At 45.2% G+C, this 22,635-nt stretch carries 22 protein-coding genes and 1 riboswitch; of the genes, 10 read left to right on the top strand and 12 right to left on the bottom strand.

The window, feature by feature from the left end:
- Nucleotides 1–12 precede the first annotated feature (12 nt).
- From argF to argR, 3 genes are all read right to left on the bottom strand, one after another.
- Nucleotides 13–1,020, bottom strand: coding sequence for an ornithine carbamoyltransferase (argF, locus tag M1D59_RS21095; protein WP_026580329.1), 1,008 nt, complete (start codon nucleotides 1,018–1,020; stop codon nucleotides 13–15).
- 29 nt (nucleotides 1,021–1,049) lie between these two features.
- Complete coding sequence (arcA, locus tag M1D59_RS21090; RefSeq protein WP_023856930.1) at nucleotides 1,050–2,285, bottom strand: arginine deiminase; 1,236 nt, start codon at nucleotides 2,283–2,285, stop codon at nucleotides 1,050–1,052.
- Between the two features lie 264 nt (nucleotides 2,286–2,549).
- The gene (gene argR / locus M1D59_RS21085; protein WP_020453463.1) at nucleotides 2,550–2,990 is read right to left on the bottom strand and encodes an arginine repressor; all 441 of its coding nucleotides are present in this window, start codon (nucleotides 2,988–2,990) and stop codon (nucleotides 2,550–2,552) included.
- Nucleotides 2,991–3,159: 169 nt separating this feature from the next.
- Nucleotides 3,160–3,266, top strand: a riboswitch (guanidine-I (ykkC/yxkD leader).
- 86 nt (nucleotides 3,267–3,352) lie between these two features.
- Here argR and M1D59_RS21080 point away from each other — a divergent pair.
- From M1D59_RS21080 to M1D59_RS21055, 6 genes are all read left to right on the top strand, one after another.
- Nucleotides 3,353–4,189, top strand: a complete 837-nt coding sequence (locus M1D59_RS21080; protein WP_020453462.1) for a YitT family protein — start codon at nucleotides 3,353–3,355, stop codon at nucleotides 4,187–4,189.
- A gap of 204 nt (nucleotides 4,190–4,393) precedes the next feature.
- Nucleotides 4,394–4,951: a YfjD family protein gene (locus M1D59_RS21075; protein ID WP_161517464.1), complete on the top strand. Its 558-nt coding sequence runs from the start codon at nucleotides 4,394–4,396 to the stop codon at nucleotides 4,949–4,951.
- Between the two features lie 272 nt (nucleotides 4,952–5,223).
- Nucleotides 5,224–7,143, top strand: coding sequence for an LTA synthase family protein (locus M1D59_RS21070; protein WP_023856932.1), 1,920 nt, complete (start codon nucleotides 5,224–5,226; stop codon nucleotides 7,141–7,143).
- A gap of 130 nt (nucleotides 7,144–7,273) precedes the next feature.
- Nucleotides 7,274–7,921: a hypothetical protein gene (locus tag M1D59_RS21065; protein WP_020453459.1), complete on the top strand. Its 648-nt coding sequence runs from the start codon at nucleotides 7,274–7,276 to the stop codon at nucleotides 7,919–7,921.
- A 144-nt stretch (nucleotides 7,922–8,065) separates the two neighbouring features.
- Nucleotides 8,066–8,335, top strand: coding sequence for an excalibur calcium-binding domain-containing protein (locus M1D59_RS21060; protein ID WP_020453458.1), 270 nt, complete (start codon nucleotides 8,066–8,068; stop codon nucleotides 8,333–8,335).
- A 140-nt stretch (nucleotides 8,336–8,475) separates the two neighbouring features.
- A complete protein-coding gene (locus M1D59_RS21055; RefSeq protein WP_144499069.1) occupies nucleotides 8,476–9,336 on the top strand; it encodes a glycerophosphodiester phosphodiesterase in 861 nt (286 codons plus the stop codon).
- Between the two features lie 47 nt (nucleotides 9,337–9,383).
- Here the strand turns inward: M1D59_RS21055 and M1D59_RS21050 are convergent, their stop codons facing one another.
- Complete coding sequence (locus M1D59_RS21050) at nucleotides 9,384–10,736, bottom strand: 2-hydroxycarboxylate transporter family protein (protein ID WP_020453456.1); 1,353 nt, start codon at nucleotides 10,734–10,736, stop codon at nucleotides 9,384–9,386.
- A gap of 605 nt (nucleotides 10,737–11,341) precedes the next feature.
- Between M1D59_RS21050 and M1D59_RS21045 the strand changes: the two genes are divergently transcribed.
- On the top strand, nucleotides 11,342–13,600 hold the full coding sequence (locus M1D59_RS21045) for a glycosyltransferase (protein WP_458117670.1): 2,259 nt from the start codon (nucleotides 11,342–11,344) through the stop codon (nucleotides 13,598–13,600).
- A gap of 18 nt (nucleotides 13,601–13,618) precedes the next feature.
- Here M1D59_RS21045 and M1D59_RS21040 read toward each other — a convergent pair whose 3' ends face one another.
- Nucleotides 13,619–14,167, bottom strand: a complete 549-nt coding sequence (locus M1D59_RS21040; protein ID WP_458110625.1) for a pyridoxamine 5'-phosphate oxidase family protein — start codon at nucleotides 14,165–14,167, stop codon at nucleotides 13,619–13,621.
- Between the two features lie 94 nt (nucleotides 14,168–14,261).
- On the opposite strand from M1D59_RS21040, the gene pdxR reads away from it, so the two are divergent.
- Both pdxR and M1D59_RS21030 read left to right on the top strand, forming a co-directional pair.
- A complete protein-coding gene (pdxR, locus tag M1D59_RS21035; protein WP_179289510.1) occupies nucleotides 14,262–15,686 on the top strand; it encodes a MocR-like pyridoxine biosynthesis transcription factor PdxR in 1,425 nt (474 codons plus the stop codon).
- 94 nt (nucleotides 15,687–15,780) lie between these two features.
- On the top strand, nucleotides 15,781–16,587 hold the full coding sequence (locus tag M1D59_RS21030; RefSeq protein WP_173636669.1) for a polysaccharide deacetylase family protein: 807 nt from the start codon (nucleotides 15,781–15,783) through the stop codon (nucleotides 16,585–16,587).
- Between the two features lie 32 nt (nucleotides 16,588–16,619).
- Here M1D59_RS21030 and M1D59_RS21025 read toward each other — a convergent pair whose 3' ends face one another.
- The 5 genes from M1D59_RS21025 to M1D59_RS21005 all read right to left on the bottom strand — a co-directional run bounded on the left by M1D59_RS21025 (nucleotide 16,620) and on the right by M1D59_RS21005 (nucleotide 20,465).
- Complete coding sequence (locus M1D59_RS21025; RefSeq protein ID WP_020453451.1) at nucleotides 16,620–16,871, bottom strand: hypothetical protein; 252 nt, start codon at nucleotides 16,869–16,871, stop codon at nucleotides 16,620–16,622.
- A gap of 311 nt (nucleotides 16,872–17,182) precedes the next feature.
- Complete coding sequence (locus M1D59_RS21020; protein ID WP_020453450.1) at nucleotides 17,183–17,377, bottom strand: hypothetical protein; 195 nt, start codon at nucleotides 17,375–17,377, stop codon at nucleotides 17,183–17,185.
- 111 nt (nucleotides 17,378–17,488) lie between these two features.
- Nucleotides 17,489–17,842 carry a YxeA family protein gene (locus M1D59_RS21015; RefSeq protein ID WP_145608566.1) on the bottom strand — a complete coding sequence of 118 codons (354 nt, stop codon included), beginning with the start codon at nucleotides 17,840–17,842 and terminating at the stop codon, nucleotides 17,489–17,491.
- A 6-nt stretch (nucleotides 17,843–17,848) separates the two neighbouring features.
- Nucleotides 17,849–19,717, bottom strand: coding sequence for an FtsX-like permease family protein (locus M1D59_RS21010; RefSeq protein ID WP_458117669.1), 1,869 nt, complete (start codon nucleotides 19,715–19,717; stop codon nucleotides 17,849–17,851).
- Nucleotides 19,692–20,465: an ABC transporter ATP-binding protein gene (locus M1D59_RS21005; protein ID WP_458117668.1), complete on the bottom strand. Its 774-nt coding sequence runs from the start codon at nucleotides 20,463–20,465 to the stop codon at nucleotides 19,692–19,694. Before M1D59_RS21005 ends, M1D59_RS21010 begins: the two co-directional genes overlap by 26 nt.
- Nucleotides 20,466–20,510: 45 nt before the next feature.
- On the opposite strand from M1D59_RS21005, the gene M1D59_RS21000 reads away from it, so the two are divergent.
- Nucleotides 20,511–20,678 (top strand): hypothetical protein, encoded by a 168-nt coding sequence (locus M1D59_RS21000; protein ID WP_195257890.1) that lies wholly within the window; start codon nucleotides 20,511–20,513, stop codon nucleotides 20,676–20,678.
- A gap of 215 nt (nucleotides 20,679–20,893) precedes the next feature.
- Here M1D59_RS21000 and M1D59_RS20995 read toward each other — a convergent pair whose 3' ends face one another.
- Together M1D59_RS20995 and M1D59_RS20990 are read right to left on the bottom strand one after the other, a co-directional pair.
- The gene (locus M1D59_RS20995; RefSeq protein ID WP_458117667.1) at nucleotides 20,894–21,874 is read right to left on the bottom strand and encodes an ATP-binding protein; all 981 of its coding nucleotides are present in this window, start codon (nucleotides 21,872–21,874) and stop codon (nucleotides 20,894–20,896) included.
- Nucleotides 21,871–22,560, bottom strand: a complete 690-nt coding sequence (locus M1D59_RS20990) for a response regulator transcription factor (protein ID WP_020453445.1) — start codon at nucleotides 22,558–22,560, stop codon at nucleotides 21,871–21,873. The genes M1D59_RS20995 and M1D59_RS20990 overlap by 4 nt, the downstream gene beginning before the upstream one ends.
- Nucleotides 22,561–22,635: the final 75 nt, after the last annotated feature.

The following is a 22,635-nucleotide window of genomic DNA, read 5'->3' as shown; positions in this document are numbered from 1 at the left end:
CCCCTTTTCCTGTCAGTCAAGATCGCCGAGTGTCGCTGCCATGACAGCTTTAATTGTGTGCATGCGGTTTTCAGCTTCATCGAACACTTTAGAGTGTTTGCTGCGGAACACTTCGTCCGTCACTTCCATTTCTTTAAGGCCGTGCTGATCGTAAACGTTTTGTCCGTAAGTTGTATGAAGGTCGTGGAAGGCAGGCAGACAGTGCAGGAAGATGACGTTATCGTTTCTTGTTTTCTTGACGAGATCCATATTCACTTGATAAGGCTTGAGCAGTTTGATCCTTTCAGCGAACTTGTCTTCTTCTCCCATGGATACCCAGACGTCCGTATACAGAACGTCGGCTCCGGACACGGCTTCATCTGTATCGCTTGTGACGGTGATTTTTCCGCCGGATTCTTCGGCGAACGCTTCCGCCATTTTAACGATGTCTTGATCAGGGAACAGCTCTTGAGGCGAGCAGATTCTCACGTCCATGCCGACTTTGGCGCCGCCGATGAGCAGGCTGTTCGCGACGTTGTTACGGCCGTCGCCGATATAGGTGAGTTTGATCCCTTTTACGCGTCCCGTATGTTCTTTCACTGTCATAAAGTCCGCAAGCATCTGCGTCGGATGCCATAAATCGGTCAGCCCGTTCCATACCGGTACACCGGAATGCTCTGCCAGGGAAATCACTTTTTCATGTTCAAATCCGCGGAATTCAATTCCGTCGAACATGCGGCCGAGAACTTTGGCTGTGTCTTCGATCGATTCTTTTTTGCCGAGCTGAATGTCGTCTTTGCCCAAATATTCGGGATGCGCACCGAGGTCGATACAGGCTGTCGTGAAAGCGCAGCGCGTTCTTGTAGAAGGCTTTTCAAACAGCAAAGCGATGTTTTTACCTTCCAAATAGCGATGCTTGATGCCTTGCGCTTTTTTTTCTTTTAATTTTTGGGCGAGATCGAGCAAATAGAGGATTTCTTCTTCGGAAAAATCTTTTTCAGCTAAGTAGCTTCTGCCTTTTAAATCAATCGTTTGGTTCATGGATCTCTCTCCTTTTTCTTTAGGTTTGGCTATTTCACATCTTCGCGATAGAGCGGCATGCTCATGCAGCGCGGGCCGCCGCGTCCTCTTGAAAGCTCTCCGCTCGGGATTTCGATAACTTTAATGCCCTGTTCTCTCAAACATTCGTTAGAAATGTAATTCCGGTCATAGGTGACGACGACACCAGGAGCGATCGCGAGTGTATTGGAACCGTCATTCCACTGCTCCCTGGCTGAAGCGATTTCGTCTCCGCCGCCGCAGAAGATCAAGTTGACATCTGAAAGGCCGAGCGTTCTTTTTAGCACTTCCGGCAGATTGTGTTCTTCAGTCGTACGAATGTCGTCTGCCGTTTCCCCTCTCTCAAGAACGAAGATCCGCATGTCTCCTTCAGGCCCCTGGATGGCGGGATGGATCGTGAATTGATCTCGGTCAACCATCGTGAAGACGGTATCTAAATGCATAAAGGCTCTGCTCTTCGGTATTTCGACGGCCAGTACGCGGCGAATCCGGCTCTGCCGCTGAAATAAGTTCCGGACAAGACGCTCGATCGCCTGAGCCGTTGTCCGTTCTGATACCCCGATCGCTACGGTATCTTCATTTAAGACAAGCTCATCTCCGCCTTCGATATTGAATTTGAAATCACGGTCAAGCCAAACCGGAATCTCATGTCCTTTAAAACGCGGGTGGTGATTGATAATGTAGCGCATAAACAGCGACTCTCTCCTGCGAGCAGGCTCTTTCATTTTGTTGATGGTCAGTCCGCTTCCGATGGCGGCCGCCGGATCTCTTGTGAAGTAAAGGTTTGGCATCGGATCGAGATAAAATGGATAATGGTCTTCCATCAGCTCATGAAGATGCGATTTCTTTTCGCGTTCCAGCTCATTTTTTCGAATGCCGCTCATCACATGTTCGACCATCGAATCGGCGTCAAAGGTGAGCAAGAACTCTTTCAGTCTGTCGTAAGCGCCGTTGATATCTGCTTTGCTTTCCGTTAACAGCTCATCGATAAACCGCTCGCGGATGAAAGCGTCATCCAGGGCTTCAGCCGTCAGCTTTTCTAAATAAAGAACTTCAACTCCCTGTTTCTTTAACGTTTCTGCAAATTGGTCATGCTCTTTTTGCACCGCTGGCAAAAAGGGAATATCGTCAAAGAGAAGCCTTTCCAGATATTCGGGTGTGAGGTTTTCCAGTTCCCGACCGGGCCGCTTCAGCATGACGGTTTTCAAAGGGCCGATTTCAGAGTAAACGTGTATCGGTGTTGTCATGATCATCCCGCCTCCTAAGCTCTTTTTGTTACATGTACAGCTTAAAACAGGAAGGAAAAGCGCGATGTGAAAGCGATAACAACGAAAACGTGATATATTTCACATGTTTTTTGATGAAGCAAAAACAAAAATGAATAATTATGATAAATCGAAAATGAGTCCTTGCAGGAGCAGAGAATAGAACGTATAAAACGTGTATATTTTTAAAGGGGATTTTTTGAAAAAATTTTTTTGAGGGAAAAAAAGCTGATCCGGATGGCCGGATCAGCATAAGTGATCACAAAATGATTGGGCTGCCTCAGGCGATTGGGAAATCACAAGGCATGTATCGTTCCCGCATATACAGCCCAGCATTTCCGGGCTTCCCAGCTTATCAAGAAGGACGCCGATGGCATGGGCGTTGCCGGGCATTGTTTTAATAATGATCAAGTTGTCCGTCCGATGCACATGCAGGACAACGTCGGAGATTTTATCTTTTAATATTTTGGAAGGGTTGATGGATAAGGAAGCATTTGTCGTGTAGACAAGCTTTCCGTTTTCACCGGGCTGTTTCACAAGATACATTTCTTTAATATCGCGGGAAATGGTAGACTGCGAAACGGCGATGCCCCGTTTTTCCAGCAGGGATGCCAGCTGTTCCTGATTTTCTACCGGATGTTCGAGAATGGTTTGCTTGATGAGCCATTGCCGTTTTTGTTTGTTCATAAGAGCGCCTCCCAGGCAAAACACGTATATCTATTATTATAGGACGGTTTTATCGTCGGCAGATGGAAGCTATTTTACAAAAAAACAAATCTTTCAGGCTGTTAAAGGGGTTGATAGACCCCAAAATTTCACTTATAATGCTTGAAGATGACAAATTGATAACAGAGAAAAGGTGGTTTTCTAGGGTTCCGCAGTGGGTTCCGCGCTGGTCTGGTCCGAGAGAAAACACATAGCGAAGATATCGTTATGACACGGTGGGATAAAAGCCCAGGAGTTTTTGCTCTTAATCAAAGAGCTTCTCTCCGGGGCTTTTTTACTTTTTACAGGAAATCGACTACGAATAAGGAAGGGGATGCAGTTTTATGAAAAAGAAAGCAATGGATATGATCCTGATTGTTATAGGCGCATTTTTCTTTGCGTTAGCCGTGAATCTGTTCGCCATCCCGAATGACTTGGGAGAAGGCGGCGTCACGGGGATCACGCTGATTTTATACTACGTTTTTGAATGGTCTCCGGGCATCACAAACTTTGTGCTGAACGGCATTCTTCTGATTATCGGCTATCGCTTTTTGGATAAAAAAACGACGATTTATACCATCATTGCGGTGGCGGCCAATTCATTTTTTCTGCATGTTACTGAAGATTGGACGGTGCCGGCTGATGAAGTGATCATCAGCACGATCTTTGCCGGGGTATTTGCCGGCGTCGGCATCGGCATGATCATTCGTGTCGGCGGAACCACTGCCGGGTCTGCGATTCTCGCGAGAATCGCCAATAAATATTTCGACTGGAACATCAGCTATGCCTTGCTGATGATCGATTTAGTTGTCGTGTTCAGTTCCTACTTTATCATTGGTGCTGAAAAGCTGATGTTTACGATTGTCATGCTGTACATCGCCACAAAGGTCATGGATTTCATTATCGAAGGGCTCAACACGAAAAAAGCGATCACGATCATTTCTGAGCATAAAAACGAGATCGCCGCGCAGGTCAATACCTTGATGGACCGCGGCGTCACGATATTAACGGGACGCGGACACTATACGGGCGATTCCAAAGAAATTCTATACATTGTCATTAATAAACAAGAGCTGTCCATGCTCAAGAAAATTATAAGAAGCACAGATAAAAAAGCATTTGTCATCATCCACGATGTCAGGGATGTATTCGGCGAAGGATTTGTTGATATTTCAAAATAGGGGAAGGCTGCCGGCAGATGGCCGGGAGCCTTTTTGTATTCATCGGGTCGTGATTAGGGACAGATCGTCTGCTGATTGGACGAATACGTGATCATTCACACTGCAAGTTTTATGCAGAAACCGGTTTCTGTGGTAAGGTAGATTGTGGCATGAATATCATTAATATAGAAATCCGCTTGCTGAAGTAAAGGAGGTCTATTATTTTTGGAACAGGAAGAAAAAAAACCAATTGATGTGAAAAGCCGAATGTTCTTTAGAGTATGGGCTTTTGCGGGGACGGCAGGTTTCGGATTGGTCGGATTGTGGCTCTTTTATGAAGCAATAAAACTCGAATCGAAATATTCATTGCTTTACCTGGGAGTCGGACTTTTCGGGATCATCTATGGTTTGATTACTTTTCTAATGATATTTCCGGCATTCACGAAAAAAGGAAACATCATCTTCAGCATGATCGAGGGAGAAGGCGGGCGGCTGTTCTCAGGGAAGAAATCTGTATTGTTCAAGGACATTAAAAGCCTTAAAATGGCGCAGCACCGCTTCAGCCCGAAAGGCATTTTCTTTATGGATATACTGATAGAGACGCGCGGGAACGGCATGGTGCGGATTCCGACGTACAACATTCTTCCTGAACCGGCATTTTATCAAGCGGTCGAGCTATACATTCTGCCCTATATGACGGAGGAAGCGCGTGCGGACTGGATCGGCCGGTTCACAGAAGCTCAAAGAAAAGCTTATTTAAATGAATTTCATAAAGATATTTAATCGTCCGGGAAAGAGCAATTTTCGAGATGAATGAAAATAACTGAAACCTTTGGGGAAATTCATTCGTCTTAATTAGAGGCCGTAGTCTTAAATGCGGAATTTTTTTACGCAGACGTGGACTGTTTGAGTGAGGGAAGCTGGGGGATTTTCATCGTGGACGTGCTTGAAAAACCGCCGAGACTTTTAGTAGAATGATATATTATCGTTTCCTCACGCTTCATTGACTGAAACAGAAAGCGGTCTGAAAAAAGTTTAAAAAGGTAGAGGTTATCATGAAAAAAATATTCTCTCATAAGCTAAGCTTTTTTGTGTTAGCTGTTGTTTTTGTATGGGCTAAAACCTATGCTTCCTACTTTTTAGAGTTTAATTTGGGTGTGAAAGGGTCTACGCAGCACATGCTGCTGTTTATCAACCCATTCAGCTTCACGATTGCTGCACTCGGTTTGGCTTTGTTTGCTAAAGGCCGTCGGTCGGCGATATGGATCATCATCATTGATGCTGTGATGACGTTTGCTTTATATGCAAATATCCTGTTTTACCGTTTCTTTGATGACTTTTTGACGTTTGCAAACTTAAAACAAGCCGGAAACCTCGGCAACATGTCGGATGGCGTTTTTGACATCATGGCATTTCATGACGTTATCTATTTCGTCGATTTGATCATTCTGATTGCATTATGTGTGAAGCTGCCTGAACTGAAGGCGGCACAACTGAAAAAAAGATGGGCTGCAACTGTCGTTATCGGCGGAGTGGCGCTGTTTTTCATCAACCTTGCAGTTGCTGAGACAGACCGTCCGGAGCTTTTGACAAGAACATTTGACCGAAATTATATCGTCAAGTATTTGGGGCCTTACAATTACATGATCTATGATGGTGTTCAGGCTGCCCAAAACGCGAGCCAAAAGGCATATGCGAGCAGCGACGACCTGACGAGCGTCATTAACTATACAAATTCGCATTATGCAAAACCGAATGACGAGTATTTCGGCGCAGCAAAAGGTAAGAACATCATCAAGATTCATTTGGAAAGCTTCCAGACGTTTTTGATCGATTATAAGCTGAACGGAAAAGAAGTCACGCCGTTCTTGAACAAGCTGGCGCACGGCCAGAATGACATGATGTATTTCGATAACTTTTTCCATCAGACCGGTCAAGGTAAAACCGCGGATGCCGAATTGATGATGGACAACAGCCTTTACGGACTGCCTGAAGGCAGCGCGTTTGTAACAAAAGGGCAAAATACGTACCAGTCCCTGCCGGCGATTCTGAACCAAAAAGAAGGCTACACAAGCGCCGTGCTCCACGGGGATTACAAGTCATTCTGGAACCGCGACCAGGTGTATAAACAAATTGGCTATGACAAATTCTTCGATGCCAGCACATATGACATGTCAGAGGAGAATCTCGTCAACCTTGGCTTGAAAGACAAGCCGTTCTTTGAAGAATCAATTCCGAAGCTGAAATCGCTGAAACAGCCGTTCTATGCGCATTTAATCTCGCTGACAAACCACTATCCGTTCATTTTGGATGAAAAGGATGCCACCCTTGAAAAGGGAACGACGGGAGACAAAACGGTAGACGGGTATTTCCAGACGGCGCGTTATCTTGACGAAGCGCTTGAAGATTTCTTTAAAGAGCTGAAAAAATCGGGATTATATGATGATTCCGTCATCGTCATCTATGGCGACCACAACGGAATCTCAGAGAACCACAACCGTGCGATGAAAGAAGTATTAGGAAAAGAGATTACACCGTATCAAAACGCGATGAATCAGCGCGTACCGCTTATGATCCGCGTTCCGGGCAAAAAAGGCGGAGTCAATCATACGTATGGCGGCGAAATGGATGTCATGCCGACACTTCTTCACCTGCAAGGTATTGACAGCAAAAAATACATCAACTTTGGTACAGACCTCTTTTCTAAAGACCACGACGAAACCGTGGCTTTCAGAAATGGAAACTATGTAACGCCGAAGTACACGATGATTGATACGACCGTATACGATACAAAGACAGGAAAAGAGATCAAAGGCAACCAGGAAACGGAAAACCTCAAATCACAGGTGTCTGAACAGCTGGATCTGTCCGACCAAGTACTCTATAAAGATCTGTTAAGGTTCCACGAAATTTCAGACTTCAAACCTGTTGATCCATCAACGTATCATTACGGAAAAGAAAAAACCGGCGAGTAAAAACGAAAAGCCGCCTGACTGCTTTATGAAGCGTCGGGCGGTTTTTTTGTGAGGCTGGTCCGCCGTTGTTCTAAGAAGCCGGCCCGGCACATAGATTGATAGGAAAGAGGACAGAACAAGGATAGAGGATGTGAGAACGTTGACCAAATCTCAGTATTTTTTTAAATTGCATCCTTTAATGGTGCCGGCCGGCTGGACAGTGAAAGAAAATCATTTGTATCAAAAGCCGATTCGCGATCCCCGCCGTACGCTCTTCACCTTGGAGAATGAAACCTCCGGTAAAATGGTACAAGTTGAATATGCTGGAGAACTGAAGTACGTTATCAGGATGCTAAATGCTGATCAAACGCTGGTCAGTGAAGATTCAGATACGCCGTATGAACAGCTGGTCGAACGGTTGGAAGATAGGATTCGCGCCTCTGGCGGCGCCCGCAATTTGCTGAGGCTTAGAATCCCGGCCGGTTGGACGGTTGTGCATCACTCATTAACCGATACAAACCCCGATGAATTGGCGCCTGACAGCAAGGCCTGGCGGTCAGATTTCAAACGGGATCTTTTGAAGCTGCGGCATGAGGAAGAATGCCTCCTCCTCGATATAGAGTGGTATCCCGAGTGCAGTCCGGCCGGCCATTATGCGCTGAAATTGATTAAGAACGGGAACTGGAACAGTCCTTTGGAAGACATGCTGTGCATCCATCCGAAGGAATTGGCCTATGAGATTCACGCTGTTTTGAAAAAGACTTGTGAACATCAATATGTTGATGAAGCCGGCGCATAACGCGGCCGGTTTTTTGTGTGAAAAGTCCTTTGTCCAATACATACTTTTTATTCAATAAAATGTCATATTTTTCTTGAGTGAATAAGAAAAATATTTTATCATGGTAAAAGATACATAAGAATTAGACGAAAGGGGTCAAACGGGATGAAAAAAATAGCAGCGGGTCTTTTGTCTGCCGGTCTTATCATCGGTTTTTCCTGGGGTGCCGGCGATGTGGCAGAAGCAAAAACGAAGGTAAAAACGTACAAAAACTGCAAAGCTTTAAACAAAGACTATAAAGGCGGCGTCGCACGTTCGAAGTCGGTCAAAAACAAAGGCGGAAAAACGAAGTACAAGCCGTATGTTTCAAAAGCGCTTTATGACGCCAATAAAAAGCTGGACCGCGATAAAGACAAAATTGCCTGTGAGCGCTGATATATCCAAAAAGATCTCTTGCTGAGGGGGTCTTTTTTTGTTTATCAGGAAATTTATGAAAATTAAAGACTGCTGAAACATAATCTTAACAGTGCGAACCTATACTTTGGCAAGAGAAGAGCAAAAGGGGAGTGGATGATGTGTCAGCTTTATTAAAGAAATTGATGTTATCTTCATTGATCGGGGTTTCTATCGGGTCAGCACTGTTTGCACCGGACGCGGGAGCGCAAGAGCCGGCGGCGAAGCCTAAAAAAGTGGCTGTCATTGCGCACAGAGGTGCTTCGGGATACGCGCCGGAAAACACGATGGCTGCCTTTGAAAAGGCGCATCAGATGAAAGCGGATTATATCGAGCTGGATGTTCAAATGTCCAAGGACGGGGAGCTTGTCGTCATTCATGATACAACTGTAAACCGTACGACAGACATCGGCTCAGTGCTGCCGGTCGCCGTAAAGGACTTGACGCTTGCCGAGCTGCGCAAGCTTGATGCTGGCAGCTACTTCGGGCCGCAGTTCGCCGGGGAACGCATTCCGACATTTGAAGAAGTGCTTGACCGGTATAAAGGAAAGATCGGAATGCTGATCGAATTGAAAGAACCTGCACGCTATCCGGGAATCGAAGAAAAAGTATCAGCGGCATTGAAAGAGCGGAGAATGGATAAGCCTAAAAACGGAAAAATCATTGTACAATCGTTTGATTTCAACTCTGTATACAAAATTCATCAGCTGCTCCCATCAATGCCGACAGGTGTCTTAACGTCAAAAACAGCGGACTTAACAGATGCAAAGCTCAAGGCATTTTCCGGCTATGCCAAATATGTGAACGCCAACTTAAAAAATGTGGACGCTGATCCTACACTTGTGCCGAGGATTCATGCGTTCGGCATGAAAATTACGCCATGGACCGTCCGCTCCCGCGATGAAGTGCCTCCGCTTTTAAAGGCTGGCGTGGACGGGATTGTGACAGACTTTCCCGACTATGTTCCGAAAAAAGTACGCTAGATACTAAACAGAAGGCCTGCAGTTTGCTCTGCAGGCTTTTTCATTCATCAATAAAACTGGGCTAACAGCAGCAATGTCAGTGTAACGGTTATCGCTCCGCCGATTCTTGTGGATACCTGAGCAAACGGCATGAGCTCGAGGCGCTCGGCGGCGCTGAGAATGGCGATGTCCCCCGTTCCGCCCTGACCTGAATGGCAGGCATTGATAATCGCGGTTTCGATCGGGTACATGTTCAGCCACTTTCCTGTAAAAAAGCCGACGGCTATCATCGTGATCACGACAGATACGATCGTAATAATATTGGCAATATTAAAAGCAGCGATCAGCTTGTCCCACGGTGTCATGGAGACGCCAATGGCAAAAAGCAGCGGATATGTCACAGCAGTTGAAAAGAAACGTGACACGCCGTAGGCGCCGTTTTCCAAATTCGCCGGAGCCAAACGAAACAGTTTCACGGCAACAGCCAAGAGAAGCATCATGACGGGTGCTGGAAATCCGAACAAGTCATGTGAAAGCATACCGACCAAATATAATGAGACGGCAAGAATGCCTCCCGATGCAAAGTGGGAAAGGTTAAAAACGCTTTCTTTGTCTTTGTCGCGGCTTTCAAGCGGCAGTGCGTCCCCACTTTCGAAACGGTCGACTTTTCCGTTGCCTGTCCATTCAGGCTTTTTCTTCCCCATTACATTTAAAACCCCAGACAAAATGACAGCGCTTAAGCTTCCGAACATAATGGAAGGAATGACAAGTGCAAAAGCTTCCCCTTGTGACATGTGCATGATTTCCGAATAGCCGATGGACAGCGGAATGGCTCCCTCGCCAACCCCTCCGGCCATGATCGGAATCACAATGTACAGCAGCGTATGCTGAAATCCGAGGCCGAGCATTGTACCAACTGTCAGACCGACTGCCGCTGCGGCAATTGTCCCTGCGATCAGCGGAATGAAAATTTTAATGAACGCCCTGACCAGCGTTTCTCTTTTCATCCCTAAAATGCTTCCCACTACAATGGCTGAGATAAACAAATAAAGAAAGTTTGAGTTTTCTGTAAATTCAGTTGTTGATTTGATAATATCATCGGGAATGAGATGGTAATAGACGATAGCTGAAGGAATAAATGTCGCAAGTATAGCGGCACCGCCGACAGAACGAAGAAGCGGCAGCGACTTTCCGATTTGGGCGAAGGTGAATCCGAAAAAGCCCGTAACCGCAATAGCAGTTAAAATGTCGCTTTTCAGATCGTGCATATAGACAAACGTCACAATCAAAGCGAAGAGCAGCAAGTATACGGGCAGCGGAATGATGCCGATTTTAACATTCATTGCTCTTGCAAAAAAATTTTCATCCGGTTCTTTCGTTGTTTGAATCGGTATATGTTGTACCTTTGGTTTTGCTTCCATTTTCTTTCCCCCATCCTTTTTGTTATCCCTTTGCTCTGAGTTATTTAACTAAATTAAGTATACTAAAAAAATCAAAATTCAGACAACCGTGCAGGAAGACCTAGCTGTTTTCACATGATGATCTAGAGCGGGTCCATTTGGTTAAAGACGTGTCTGGACACTGTTTAATGGCCTTGTGCAGGCTTTTTTTGATGCGGTAATTCCCGAATCTCCTTTTACTGGAATCAAAATCGACACAAAAAAGCTGTCAATCCGTCAAAAATAAATCAAACATTTAGGAGCAGAGACCTTTTTTCCTGTGTGAACCGTTGATACATTCAGCTCCCGTCTCCGAAGAGACAGAGGACGTCTGCGACAAAAGATTCAATCTTGAGGTGGCATATATGTGAAGGGTTATCAACGTGAGCCTTATGGATTTTTTGGAAGAGAGTCTATAGTCTTATATTTTTCGCGTTTAAAAGACAATTAGATATGTTTTTTTATTATTTTTAAGGAAATTTAGGTCTAAAGGTGGTAATATATTCGAGTGCAAAAGAATGAAATGAAGGAAAATTTTAGAGAAACCATTCCCGAAGGGTTTTTTATCAGCACATAAGGAGAAGAAAATGGAATTTATCTTACACTGCTATCCCGTCGCAATGATTGCCCTTATTCTCATCGGTTTTTTGGGATCTTGGATGAATCCGCGTTTCAAGAAATTTTTAATCATATTGTGTCTTATGACGAACGGCGTGTATATTGTTTGGCGGTTCGGCTATACACTGCCTGTCTCTCGCCCCGCCGACATCGTGATGGGCGTGATCCTGATTGCAACTGAATGTATCGGATTTTTACAGCTCTTGGTCTTTTATACGCTAGTATGGAAGGAAAGGAAGCGGGAGCCGGAAACGCTGGGCGATCAAGACCATTGGCCGAGCGTTGATATTCTCATTGCAACTTATAACGAGGAGCGCCATGTGCTGAAAAAGTCAGTGGCAGGCTGTCTGAGCCTCGACTATCCAAAAGAGCTTGTCAACATTTATTTGTGTGATGACGGAAGGCGGACGGATATTCAAAAACTGGCTGAGGAACTTGGCGTTCATTACGTTACAAGGCCAAACAATGAGCATGCAAAAGCGGGGAATTTAAACCATGCGATGAGCTGCTCGAACGGGGAACTGATTGTGACGATGGATGCCGATATGGTTCCGCTCCCTTCATTTTTGCAGAAAACTGTCGGCTATTTTAAGAAGGAAAAAGTGGCTTTTGTTCAAACGCCGCAGGCCTTCTATAATGAAGATCCTTATCAGTACAACTTATTTTCCGGTGCGAACATTCCGAATGAGCAGGACTTTTTTATGCGCAGGCTCCAGGCCGGGAAAGACCGTTTTAATGCCGTCATGTACGTCGGCAGCAATACGGTTTTCAGAAGAAGCGCTTTGGAGGAAATCGGCGGTTTTGCGACAGGCGTGATTACGGAGGATATGGCAACCGGAATGCTTTTGCAAACGAAATTTAAATCTGTTTTTGTCAAGGAAGTGCTTGCCGTCGGTCTCTCGCCGGAAACGTGGACGGATCTTTTGAAGCAGCGCGACCGCTGGTGCAGGGGAAACATTCAGTGCGGAAAGAAGTGGAATCCGCTTTTCTTAAAAGGTCTTACACCAATGCAGCGCATTCTTTATTTTGACGGTATTCTCTTTTGGTTTTTCGGCGTTTTTAAGATGGTTTACATCCTGGCGCCGCTCTTGTTTTTGCTGTTTGGCATACATAGCTTAAAGACCGATTTGTGGTCGATCACCTCGTTTTGGCTGCCTGCGTTTTTAGGTTCTTACCTTTCATTTAAAGCCGTTTCGGACCGGCAGCGCAGCATGAGCTGGAGTCATATTTACGATACATCGATGGCGCCGCACATGGCGATATCGGCTTTGTCGGAATTCATTTTTAAAAAGCGGTTTGATTTTAAAGTCACACCGAAGGGCGTCAACACAGATCGGCGAAAATTCAAATATACGACGGCGCTGCCGTGTGCGATTCTGCTTGCAATGACGCTGTTTGCTCTCGGGAAAATTCTTTATGAACTTTGGTTTCTGCATACTTTTGATATGAACGTCACATCGTATCATTTATTTTGGGTTCTCTATAATATGACGGGACTCATACTTACGCTGCTCGTTGCCTTTGACAGGCCGAGATTTCGAAGCTCTGAACGGTTCACAGTCAACAAGCCGGCGGCTTTTTCCACCGTTTCTGGCGATGAGCACGAATGCGAACTGATCGATGTGAGCGACACGGGCGCGCGTATCAGGCTGCCTTATCAGGCTGATTTGCACATGTACTATCATGTGGACGGTCTGATCATAGATGCGGTCGGAAAAGTGCCGGCTCGGGTGATGTGGACGACAAAAGACGAGGCAGACATTGAAATCGGGCTGCACTTCAAAGAGATGGACAAGGAACTGTATGTGAAACTGATCGGTTTTATGTTTAATGAAGAAAATGCAAAAAAGGCCGACCGGGAAAAGCGGGCTGATACGTTGTCAACAGTGCTGCGCTTTTTCATGAAAACAGAAAAAAGCCCGGATGCATTCAAGAGAAAACACGTCCGCGAGGCCTTTCAAGGTCTGGGAACACTGCTGTTTCCCGATGATGCAGAGAAAGGCGCCCACGAGATCATGATTAAGGACATCAGCTTGTCAGGCTGTCAGATTGAATCCGGCGTCCCCCTTGAGATGAATGAACATGTGTTGGTTTCTATCAATGAGAAGGATCTGGATCAGCGGTTGGCGCTCGTCTGCTGGATAAAGAAGCGGAGAAAGCGGTACACAGCGGGAGTGAAATTTATAGATGGATATGCGGCACAATCCATAGGAGACCCGGTAGCATAAGCTGCGGGTCCTTTTTTGTCAACGGTCTTCCTGTACGGTCCGCCCGTTTTCGAATTTCATACTTTGATTCAGCATGTTTTCTTTAGCTGTTATCTTTATGGGCTGAATTTTAAGGACAACGGTTTTGCTGCCTAAACTCGATCTGTACTTTTCAACATGTGTTTTGTGAAGCGGAGTACTGTAGTATCCTGGTACGTATTTGTCGAGAAGAGCCTGCATCGCGGATGTTGCTTCATCTAAGTCTGTGATGATTGACGCTGTGCCGAAAAGAATGACACTCATATAAGCGGTATCGGTTTTAGCGGGAATGGGATGAACCATTGTTCCATATTGTTCGCTGACTGTGAAACATACGTTAGGATTTTCTTGCAGCATGTCCATTTTCCGTCCCTCTGATGCACCGTGAAAGTAAATGTAACCGTTTTTCCAGACGAAATTCAAAGGGATGACATATGGATATTCATCTGTGGACATGCCGAGATAACCGGTTTGCGCTTCTGTTAAAAATTGATCAATCTTTTTTTCATCTGTGCAGACAAGCTGTTTTTGCCGAATGGAATGAGCCATCACATTCACGCTCCTTTTTATTATTAAACTGATTTTAAGTTGTTATTGTCCCTTTAAAAAGAGACAATAATAGAAAACTTGATGAGGTCAGATGATGATAGAGTTAACGCCTTTACTCAATAAACAGCTTAAAACACCTCTGTATATACAGCTTTACGAATATATCAAAAAAGAAATAGAGGCCGGCGGCATCCCAGCGGGAGCTCTTTTGCCGCCGATCCGCTATTTATGCGAACATTTGCATCTAAGCAAAAATACAGTTGAAAGCGCCTATCAGCAGCTCACTGCAGAAGGCTATACAGAAAGCAGGCCAAGGATCGGCATCAAAGTGCTTCCCTTGGAGAAAACACTGATGCCGCCTAGTCAATTGAAGATTCATACCAATCGGGAACAAAAAGACACAGGACAAGCTTCAGCGGCAACATATGATTTTAAATATGGTGATATCGATTTAAGCCATTTTCCATTCAAAACATGGAGACGTTGTCTGCAGAATGCAATGGACAGTGGAGATCATGACTTATTTTTGTATGGCGATCATAAAGGCGATTTCGGCCTTCGCACGGAATTGGCGAAGTATTTATTTCAGGCAAGGGGTGTGCGCTGTGTACCGGAGCAAATTGTGATCTGTTCCGGTACGCAGTATGCAGTCGGACTTCTTTGCCAGCTGCTCTCAATGCACGGCCGATTGGTTGCGGCGGAAAATCCGGGATATGATGGTGTGCGTTCCGTTTTCCTCAACCATGGATGTGAACTTCAGCCGATTGGTCTCGAGACAGACGGGATCAATTTGTTTCAGCTTGCTGCAAGCCGAGCCAAACTCGTTTATATTACGCCATCTCATCAGTTTCCGTATGGAATGGTCCTGCCGGTACAGAAGAGGCTGAAATTGCTTGAATGGGCAAGCCGTGAGAATGCCTACATTATCGAAGACGACTATGACAGTGAATTCCGCTATCAGGGCAGGCCTATTCCATCTTTAAAAGCGCTTGATAAAAAAGAAAAAGTCATTTATTTAGGGACTTTTTCAAAGTCATTTCTTCCGGCAGCGAGATTGAGTTATATCGTTCTGCCTTCAAAGCTGGCGGATGAATTTCAAGAAACGCTTGGCCGCTACAGCCAGTCCGCTTCACCCATCATTCAAAAAGCGATGTTTTTATTTATGAAAGAAGGTTTTTTCGAAAGACACATCCGTAAAATGAAAAAAGTATATCAAGAAAAGCACAAAACATTAATATCGGCCATTAAAACGCATTTCGGAAATGACATGGAAATCATCGGCGAAAAAGCGGGGCTCCATATTTTGATGAAGACAGACCGACATGCACAAGACCTCATACATAAAGCGGAAAAACTCGGTGTGAAAGTTTATCCGGTATCAGATTTCTGGCTTGAGCCACATAAAAGCAGCTCTTCCATCGTCATGGCGGGATTTGGGGGGCTTTCTGAAGCGGAAATTGAAGAAGGGATCAGCATACTGCGTAAAGCTTGGCTTTCATCATCAAAGCAGGAACGGTGAAAAATGCTCGTTCCGAAACCGATATTAAAAAGGATTCAATAGATAGAAAGCGGGAATACTTGTGAAAAAAACGAAACTGCTCATTTTGCTGCTTATGTTGATGGGAATGCTGTACGGGTGTTCCAGTCATGAAGCAAAAGGAGAGGAAAAAACAGAACCAAATACGGCTCAAAAAGCGGCAAAACAATCAAAACAGCAGGCGGAGCATGATCCATCCTCCAAGTGGATCAAAGTGAAGGGCCCCGCCCGCATTCCGATTCTCATGTATCACAGCATTTCCACAGGAAACAGCCTGCGCGTACCGGAGGCGGAGTTCCGCGGACATATGAAATGGCTGAAGGATAACGGCTATTACACACTGACACCTGAAGAAGCCTATATTGTCTTAACACAAGACAAAATGCCGAGTGAAAAATGCGTGCTGATTACGTTTGATGATGGTTATACAGATAACTTTGAAAAAGCGTACCCGATTTTGAAAGATTATGAGATGAAGGCGACAATTTTCATGATCGGTAAATCGGTCGGCAGAAAAAATCATTTAACCGAAAGCCAAATGAAAGAAATGGCCGAACACGGTATTGCTATCGAAAGCCATACGATCAATCATGTCGAATTGAACGGACTTGCTCCAGAGCAGCAGCTGAGTGAAATGACTCGTTCCAAAACATTGTTTGACGGCATGCTTCAGCAGAACACAACCATGCTGAGTTATCCAGTTGGACGCTATAATGCCGAAACGCTCAAACAGGCTGAGAAGGCGGGGTATCAAATGGCGGTGACGACAGAGCCGGGGGCGGCTGCTAGGGATCAGGGGATGTATGCGCTGCACAGGGTCCGCATCTCGCCGGGAATGTCGCCGGACGCCTTTGGAAGAATGGTGGAACACAGCATACAATAGGAAAGACGGCATTTATCATGATGCCGCTTTCTTTATTTTTTTTCATTTTGGTCCGTCGGGCTCATGACAAGCCGCAGATTTGGACGCATACCTTCAGAGGTTCGGCGGTTTACCGGCTGCCCGGGTGCGGTTTCGATGACCCTCAAAAATCCGGTCGGCGCAGCTGCCTGGCGGATCAATATTCTGCTTTTCGGTGCCGCTTTTGTATAAGATCTTTTGTTGCTCTTGTCAAAAAAGAATGAATACAAAATAAACAGAGCCAATAAAACCAGTAAAAAAATCATCTGGAAAAAACCCTCCTTATTGTGAATGTCTTCTTTTAATATCGAACAAGTAGGTGCAAAGTTTTATATATTTTGTAACAGAATCGATTAATTGTGACTTTTAAATCGTTTGAAGAGCGGGAATCTGCTGTCTTTACATCATTCCCAATCGGAAGTCTGGTTAAACAACTGGATTGATGATGGCGTATTTGGAGTTAGATGGTGAATGAATGATGAAGTGAGATGGCTGGAACATACCCGGCTGACTGCAGCAAGAACTGCATACAGCCTAAGGGTCCGAGCAGAAGATAGGGAAAGGCAGCCCGTGGGTCTTAACAGCCGCCGCCATCACCGCCGCCGCCACAATCTCCGCCGCCACCGAAATCACTTCCGCTGTCGCCGGATGAATCAGGACCCCCGACAAAGAAAGTTGAAGAGCTGCTGCCGCTGTTGTTTCCGTCGGACGGCGCCATGGCGGCGTAGAGGAAGAATCCCACCAGGATAAAACCGATCATTCCAACAATCATATGAAAACCTCCTAACCAATATGACTTCTGTTTTAATACGAACAACGGGCCAAAAAGTTTCGGAAATCTGTAAAATTATAGTAACACAAAAAACGGCTAGACGCCGTTTTTTTACTGCCTGATCAATTTGGTCCGAACTGCACTCGGCATATCGCCGGGCTGTACTTCTTCCCATGTCTCAACGTATTTTCCCTTCGCGTGTACCTTTAGGTAGGCGTTTTTTCGAAGGGAGGCGCTGGAGGAGAATGTAATTTCTTTTTCCTTCCCAGTGTCATTATATCCTTCCAGCGTGTACTCATAGCGGCCCGGACTCAGGTGCTTACCGTCTTTGTTGATCTGGACATACACGCTTTCTTTCTTCACAAGTGGATTGAACCTGTCTGTCACCTCATTATGAATTAATAGAAATGCACCGATGCATACAACAGCCAAACCGGCTGTAATCAAAGAAATTGTTTTTTTCATGTTTTTTCACCTTAAAAATCCTTTTAATTTTTTCAAATAGCTTTTTCGAATGATCATAAAGAATAATAGTTGGAAGGTCAGAAATCCGCCTATCGTCATCAACACCGGAGCTGCAAAATGACCAAGACTCTGCGCCTCGAGCGTCTTCATCGCAAAATACGTATGAACTGCTGCAAGAGCGAACGGAAAGAAGAACAGGATGGCCAATTGAATCGTCACGCTCTGCGACATTTCCTTTTCGCTCAGGCCGATTTTTGCAAGCGACCGGTAGCGCTGCTGATCTTCTTCAAGATCGGTAAACAGGCGGAAGTAAAGAAAACTTCCGGATGCCGTAAAAAAGAGAACCGCAATAAAAAGGCCGATAAACAGACTCAGGCTTGGAAGCTGAACAGTTTCAAAATAAGTACTGGTCTTTGCGTCAAATTGAAATCGGATATTGGGAGCTTTTTCTCTAAGATCTTTTTCCAGTGATTGGATCATATCAAGGCTCTCTTTCCAGCGGTTGTACTTATAGCCATACAATGTGACGAATTCGCCTTGTTTTTTCAGCTTTTCGAAGGTTTTGCCGTTTACGACAACGACGCTGTTTAACAAAATGAGCGGTTTTTTAATACCTTTCACTTTTAGATGTTCATTTGCCGGCTTCGAATCTTTGTTTAACATGTTCAAGGTCTCGGGAATTTCCGGCTTTTCTTTCGCCTCGATGGCGTTCGGATAATACATCGCCTCGCCGTCTTTCAGTGCGCCGGAATCTGACTTAAAGTGCTTTTGGAATTCGCCTTCAGAGGTCAGGAGCACCCAGGGTCCCTGGCTATAGCTCATATAAATTCCTTTTGTCACTTCCTTTTCATATGAAAAATGTCCGTCCTTCAACTTTTGTTCGATCAGCTTAACGTGTGTCTGTTCCTTTTGGTTCCCGCTGTATAATAAGTACTCTATCTCATATCGAGAATCCAATTTTCCGATAGAAGTCTTGGAAATCACCAATGTGCCAGTGGCGGTAAAGGCGACGGCTGAAATGATGCAAACGAGAAAGAACAGACGGGCATTATCGTTCAGCCGATAGACAAGATCGGATACCCAAAGCACGTTTTTTCCGCGCAAATAAAATGACTTCCGTTTTTTTAAGAGCCGCAGCAGCCAAATGCTGCTTTGGCGAAAGAAGAAATAAGTCCCGATGATCGTCAGAATTAAGATCGTGACGGCTTGGGGAAAATGGATGTCGGCGAACAATACGAGCCAGAAGCCTGAGCCGAGGCAGCCGATGCCGATGACCGAAAAGATAACAGACGGTTTTGGCTCAGGTTTTATTTTCCCGGTGCCTTTGATCAGCTTGGTAACGGTTTTTGATTTAATAAACAAAACCGTAAATTGCGACAGCAAAATAAACAGCATGAGAAAGCAGGCGGCTGTGAGAGCCAGCGCTTTCCAAGGCAGATACAATGGCAAAGCGTCCATTTCCAGAATATAAGCGCCGATCGTAAAAAATGTTTTTGCAAAAACCAGACCGCCGATGATCCCTGTAACGATCGAAAGCACGCCGATGATGATGTTTTCTGCGGTGATCAGCTTCCTCAATTGACCCGGAGCGATTCCCTGGATGGTGAGGATCCCGAATTCTCTGCTTCTCGACTTGAGAAAGGCGTTGACGGAATAAAGCACAAACAGAATGGAAAAGGCGAAAATCATCCATTCAGCCACCGATAATCCCCGCTTTGCAATGGTGTTTAAGTAGCCTTTCTCTAAAGCGGGGTGGAACAAAAGCATCGCAAATGTGAAAAAAACCATCACTGAAAACGCGCTGCTTAAAAAGAAGGCAAGATAGGCTCTTTTATTCCGGACGACGTTTTTATAAGCGAACTGAAGAAAGGTCATTGGCGTTTCCTCCCAGCATGGACAGCACATTCAGTATCTCTTCATAAAATATTTGGCGGTTGGCGCCGCGGTGGATTTCGTTGAATAATGTTCCGTCTTTAATAAAAATGACGCGCCGGCAATAACTTGCGGCAACAGGGTCATGCGTGACCATCAATATCGTGGCATTGTCGTTTTCATTAAGATGCTGCATCGTTTCCATTACGTCTTTTGACGCCTTCGAATCGAGGTTTCCTGTCGGTTCGTCGGTGAGGATGAGAGCGGGCTGATGAATGACGGCTCTTGCGATGGCCGCCCGCTGCTTTTGTCCGCCGGATACTTCAAACGTCCGTTTATTCAGAAGTTGTTCGATGCCGAGTTTTTCAGCAATCGCCTGAAGTTTATCTTCCATGACGGAAAGCGGTTTATTTTCAAGCGTTAAGGGCAGCATGATATTTTCACCGATCGTCAGCGTATCCAGCAAATTAAAATCCTGGAATACGAATCCGAGCTGTCTGCGGCGAAAGTGGGCAAGCTTGGCCCTCTTCAGATGATGCAGATTTTCTCCGCGAATCAAAATGTCGCCGGAATCGGGGCGGTCAATCGTCGAAATGATATTGAGAAGCGTCGTTTTTCCGGAGCCGGACGGCCCCATGATCGCCGTGAACTCACTGCCTTCGACATTGAATGAAATATCTTTTAAAGCCTGATGAGAGACTTGTCCTTTATATGTTTTATTGATGTTTTTAACGATCAGCATGTCTGTCATGATATCCTCCTTTTGCGGTGCTTTTTAGGGGTGCCCGCTTCCAATATGTTGCGATTCTTCACATCCACTCCAGTGCCCATTCGGAATGCTCTCAGCCAAAAGCTTGAATGGCCGTTGTGCAGAAGCAAAGTATGGCGGGCCTCGTTTTTTGTTCAGCGCGTCGATAATGACGAACAAAAAGGAAAAGATCATGTAGAAGCGCTGAACAAGTGACGTTTATTTGGGCGATCAGATGGCTGAGGGTCCGCCTGCCCTGAAGTCGATCATAAAAATGATTCCGCATAAAGCGAATCCTCTATCATCGATTGTGTCGATTCTTTTCATAAACTTGGATTGCAAATAAAAAATCCTCCTTGCCACGTTTGTTTGTGTAAACAAATCATATCAAGGAGGATGTGGATGAGCTATGCGGTTTTATTAAAGAAGACTTACATTTTTGTAAGGAACGAAAATTGCACAGTCGTTCCTTTCCCTTCTTCTGAAGCGATGCTCACATCATGATTGAGCTTTTCCGCAATCTCTTTTACAAGGTAGAGGCCGATGCCCGTTGATTCCTGAAAGCGTCGTCCGTTTTCCCCGGTGTAATAAGGCTCAAATACCCTTTTCAAATCTTGTGAAGGAATTCCGACTCCGTAATCTTTGATTTCCAGGATGATGCGTTCGCCATTACGGAATATCGTCATATCGATGCGTTCGCTTTTTCCTGACGAATACTTCACAGCGTTGGTGATAACCTGGCCAACGGCAAACTTGAGCCATTTGCGATCGGAGTAAATAACGGCGTCTTCAGCGGGAACCTGTTTATTTGGATAGACCCGATGCTGTATAAAATAGCGTTTATAGCGCTGAATCTGAGAATGAAGCAGCTCGCCAAGTGACACGGCTTCAATTTTAAAATCCTTTTCAAACAGGTCAAGCCTTGATGAATAGAGGAGCGTTTCCAGTCCGTATTCAATCTGCTGGACTTCTTTTTTGATTTGTTTAAAAACGGGTTCGTCCTCTTCCTGGATGATCAGATTGATGACGGAAAGCGGTGTTTTCACCTGATGCACCCATTGATTCATGTAGGTTACCCTGTCTTCCAGCTTGGACTCCATCTCATGTATTTTGCGGTGGTGGAGCCGGCTCAGCTCCATATGTTTTTCATAGAGCTCTGAGCAAAATTCAGCCGTCCCAAAAAAAGGAATTTCTGTATCTTTTTGTTCTGAGCCGAGCCACTGGTAGACTCTGTGTTCTTCATACCATTTGTACGAAAGATAAAGCGCCAGCGCCAGAAGCTGAACGCCGAGAATGTAAAAAAGGTGGGTGAAAGTCTGCATGCCGGCAAACCAATAGTAAAAAAACACGAATCCGCCCTGAAAAAGAAACAGAAGAATGAGAACGGCATGGTTTTTTAGGAACAGCTTCATGATTTCGCCCTCAGCTGATACCCTTCGCCCCGCACTGATTCAACTGAGAAGGGCACGTCCATGCTTCGCAATTTTTTGCGAATCCTTGTAATATAGACATTTAACGTGTTTTCATCTATAAATGTATCGGTTTCCCATGTCTTCTCCATCAACCGGTCTCTGCTTGTCACTTTTTCTCCTCTTTCAAGCAGCACTTCCAAGAGTTTGCTTTCCTTTTTTGAAAGCTCGAGCTTCTCATCCCGGCAGCGCAGCTCAAAACGTTCGACAAACAGCTGAACGCCTTCAAATTCAATCACTTTTTCTCCTTGCTTAACGGCGTATTCTCCAAATGCCCTGCGAATTTGGCCTTTAATTTTAGCGAGCACCACTTCATACGAAAAAGGCTTTTCTATATAATCATCGCCGCCGTTTTCAATCGCCATGACCTGATCCATTTCTCCGCTTCTCGCTGAAATGAAAATGATCGGACAAGTCGAATGCTGGCGGATTTGCCGGCACCAGTAGTACCCGTCGTATGCCGGCAGATTGATGTCAAGCAATATCAGATCGGGCTTCTCTTGGAGAAACATTTCAAGGATAGAGGTGAAATCAGTCGCTGCAACAGTTTCGTATCCGTATTTTTCTAAATGATCGCATAAAAGCTTCCGAATGTCTTCGCTGTCCTCGACAATCATGATTTTCGTCATTTTGAACACTCCTATGAACAAGTCTCCGCTGCCGAAAATGAGCGATTCCATTATAAAAGCGGCAGTGAAGGTCTC

Source organism: Bacillus sp. PK6-026 (assembly GCF_054161455.1).
Note: the sequence above shows the minus strand (reverse complement) of the source record. Positions and strands in the feature narration are given on the sequence as shown.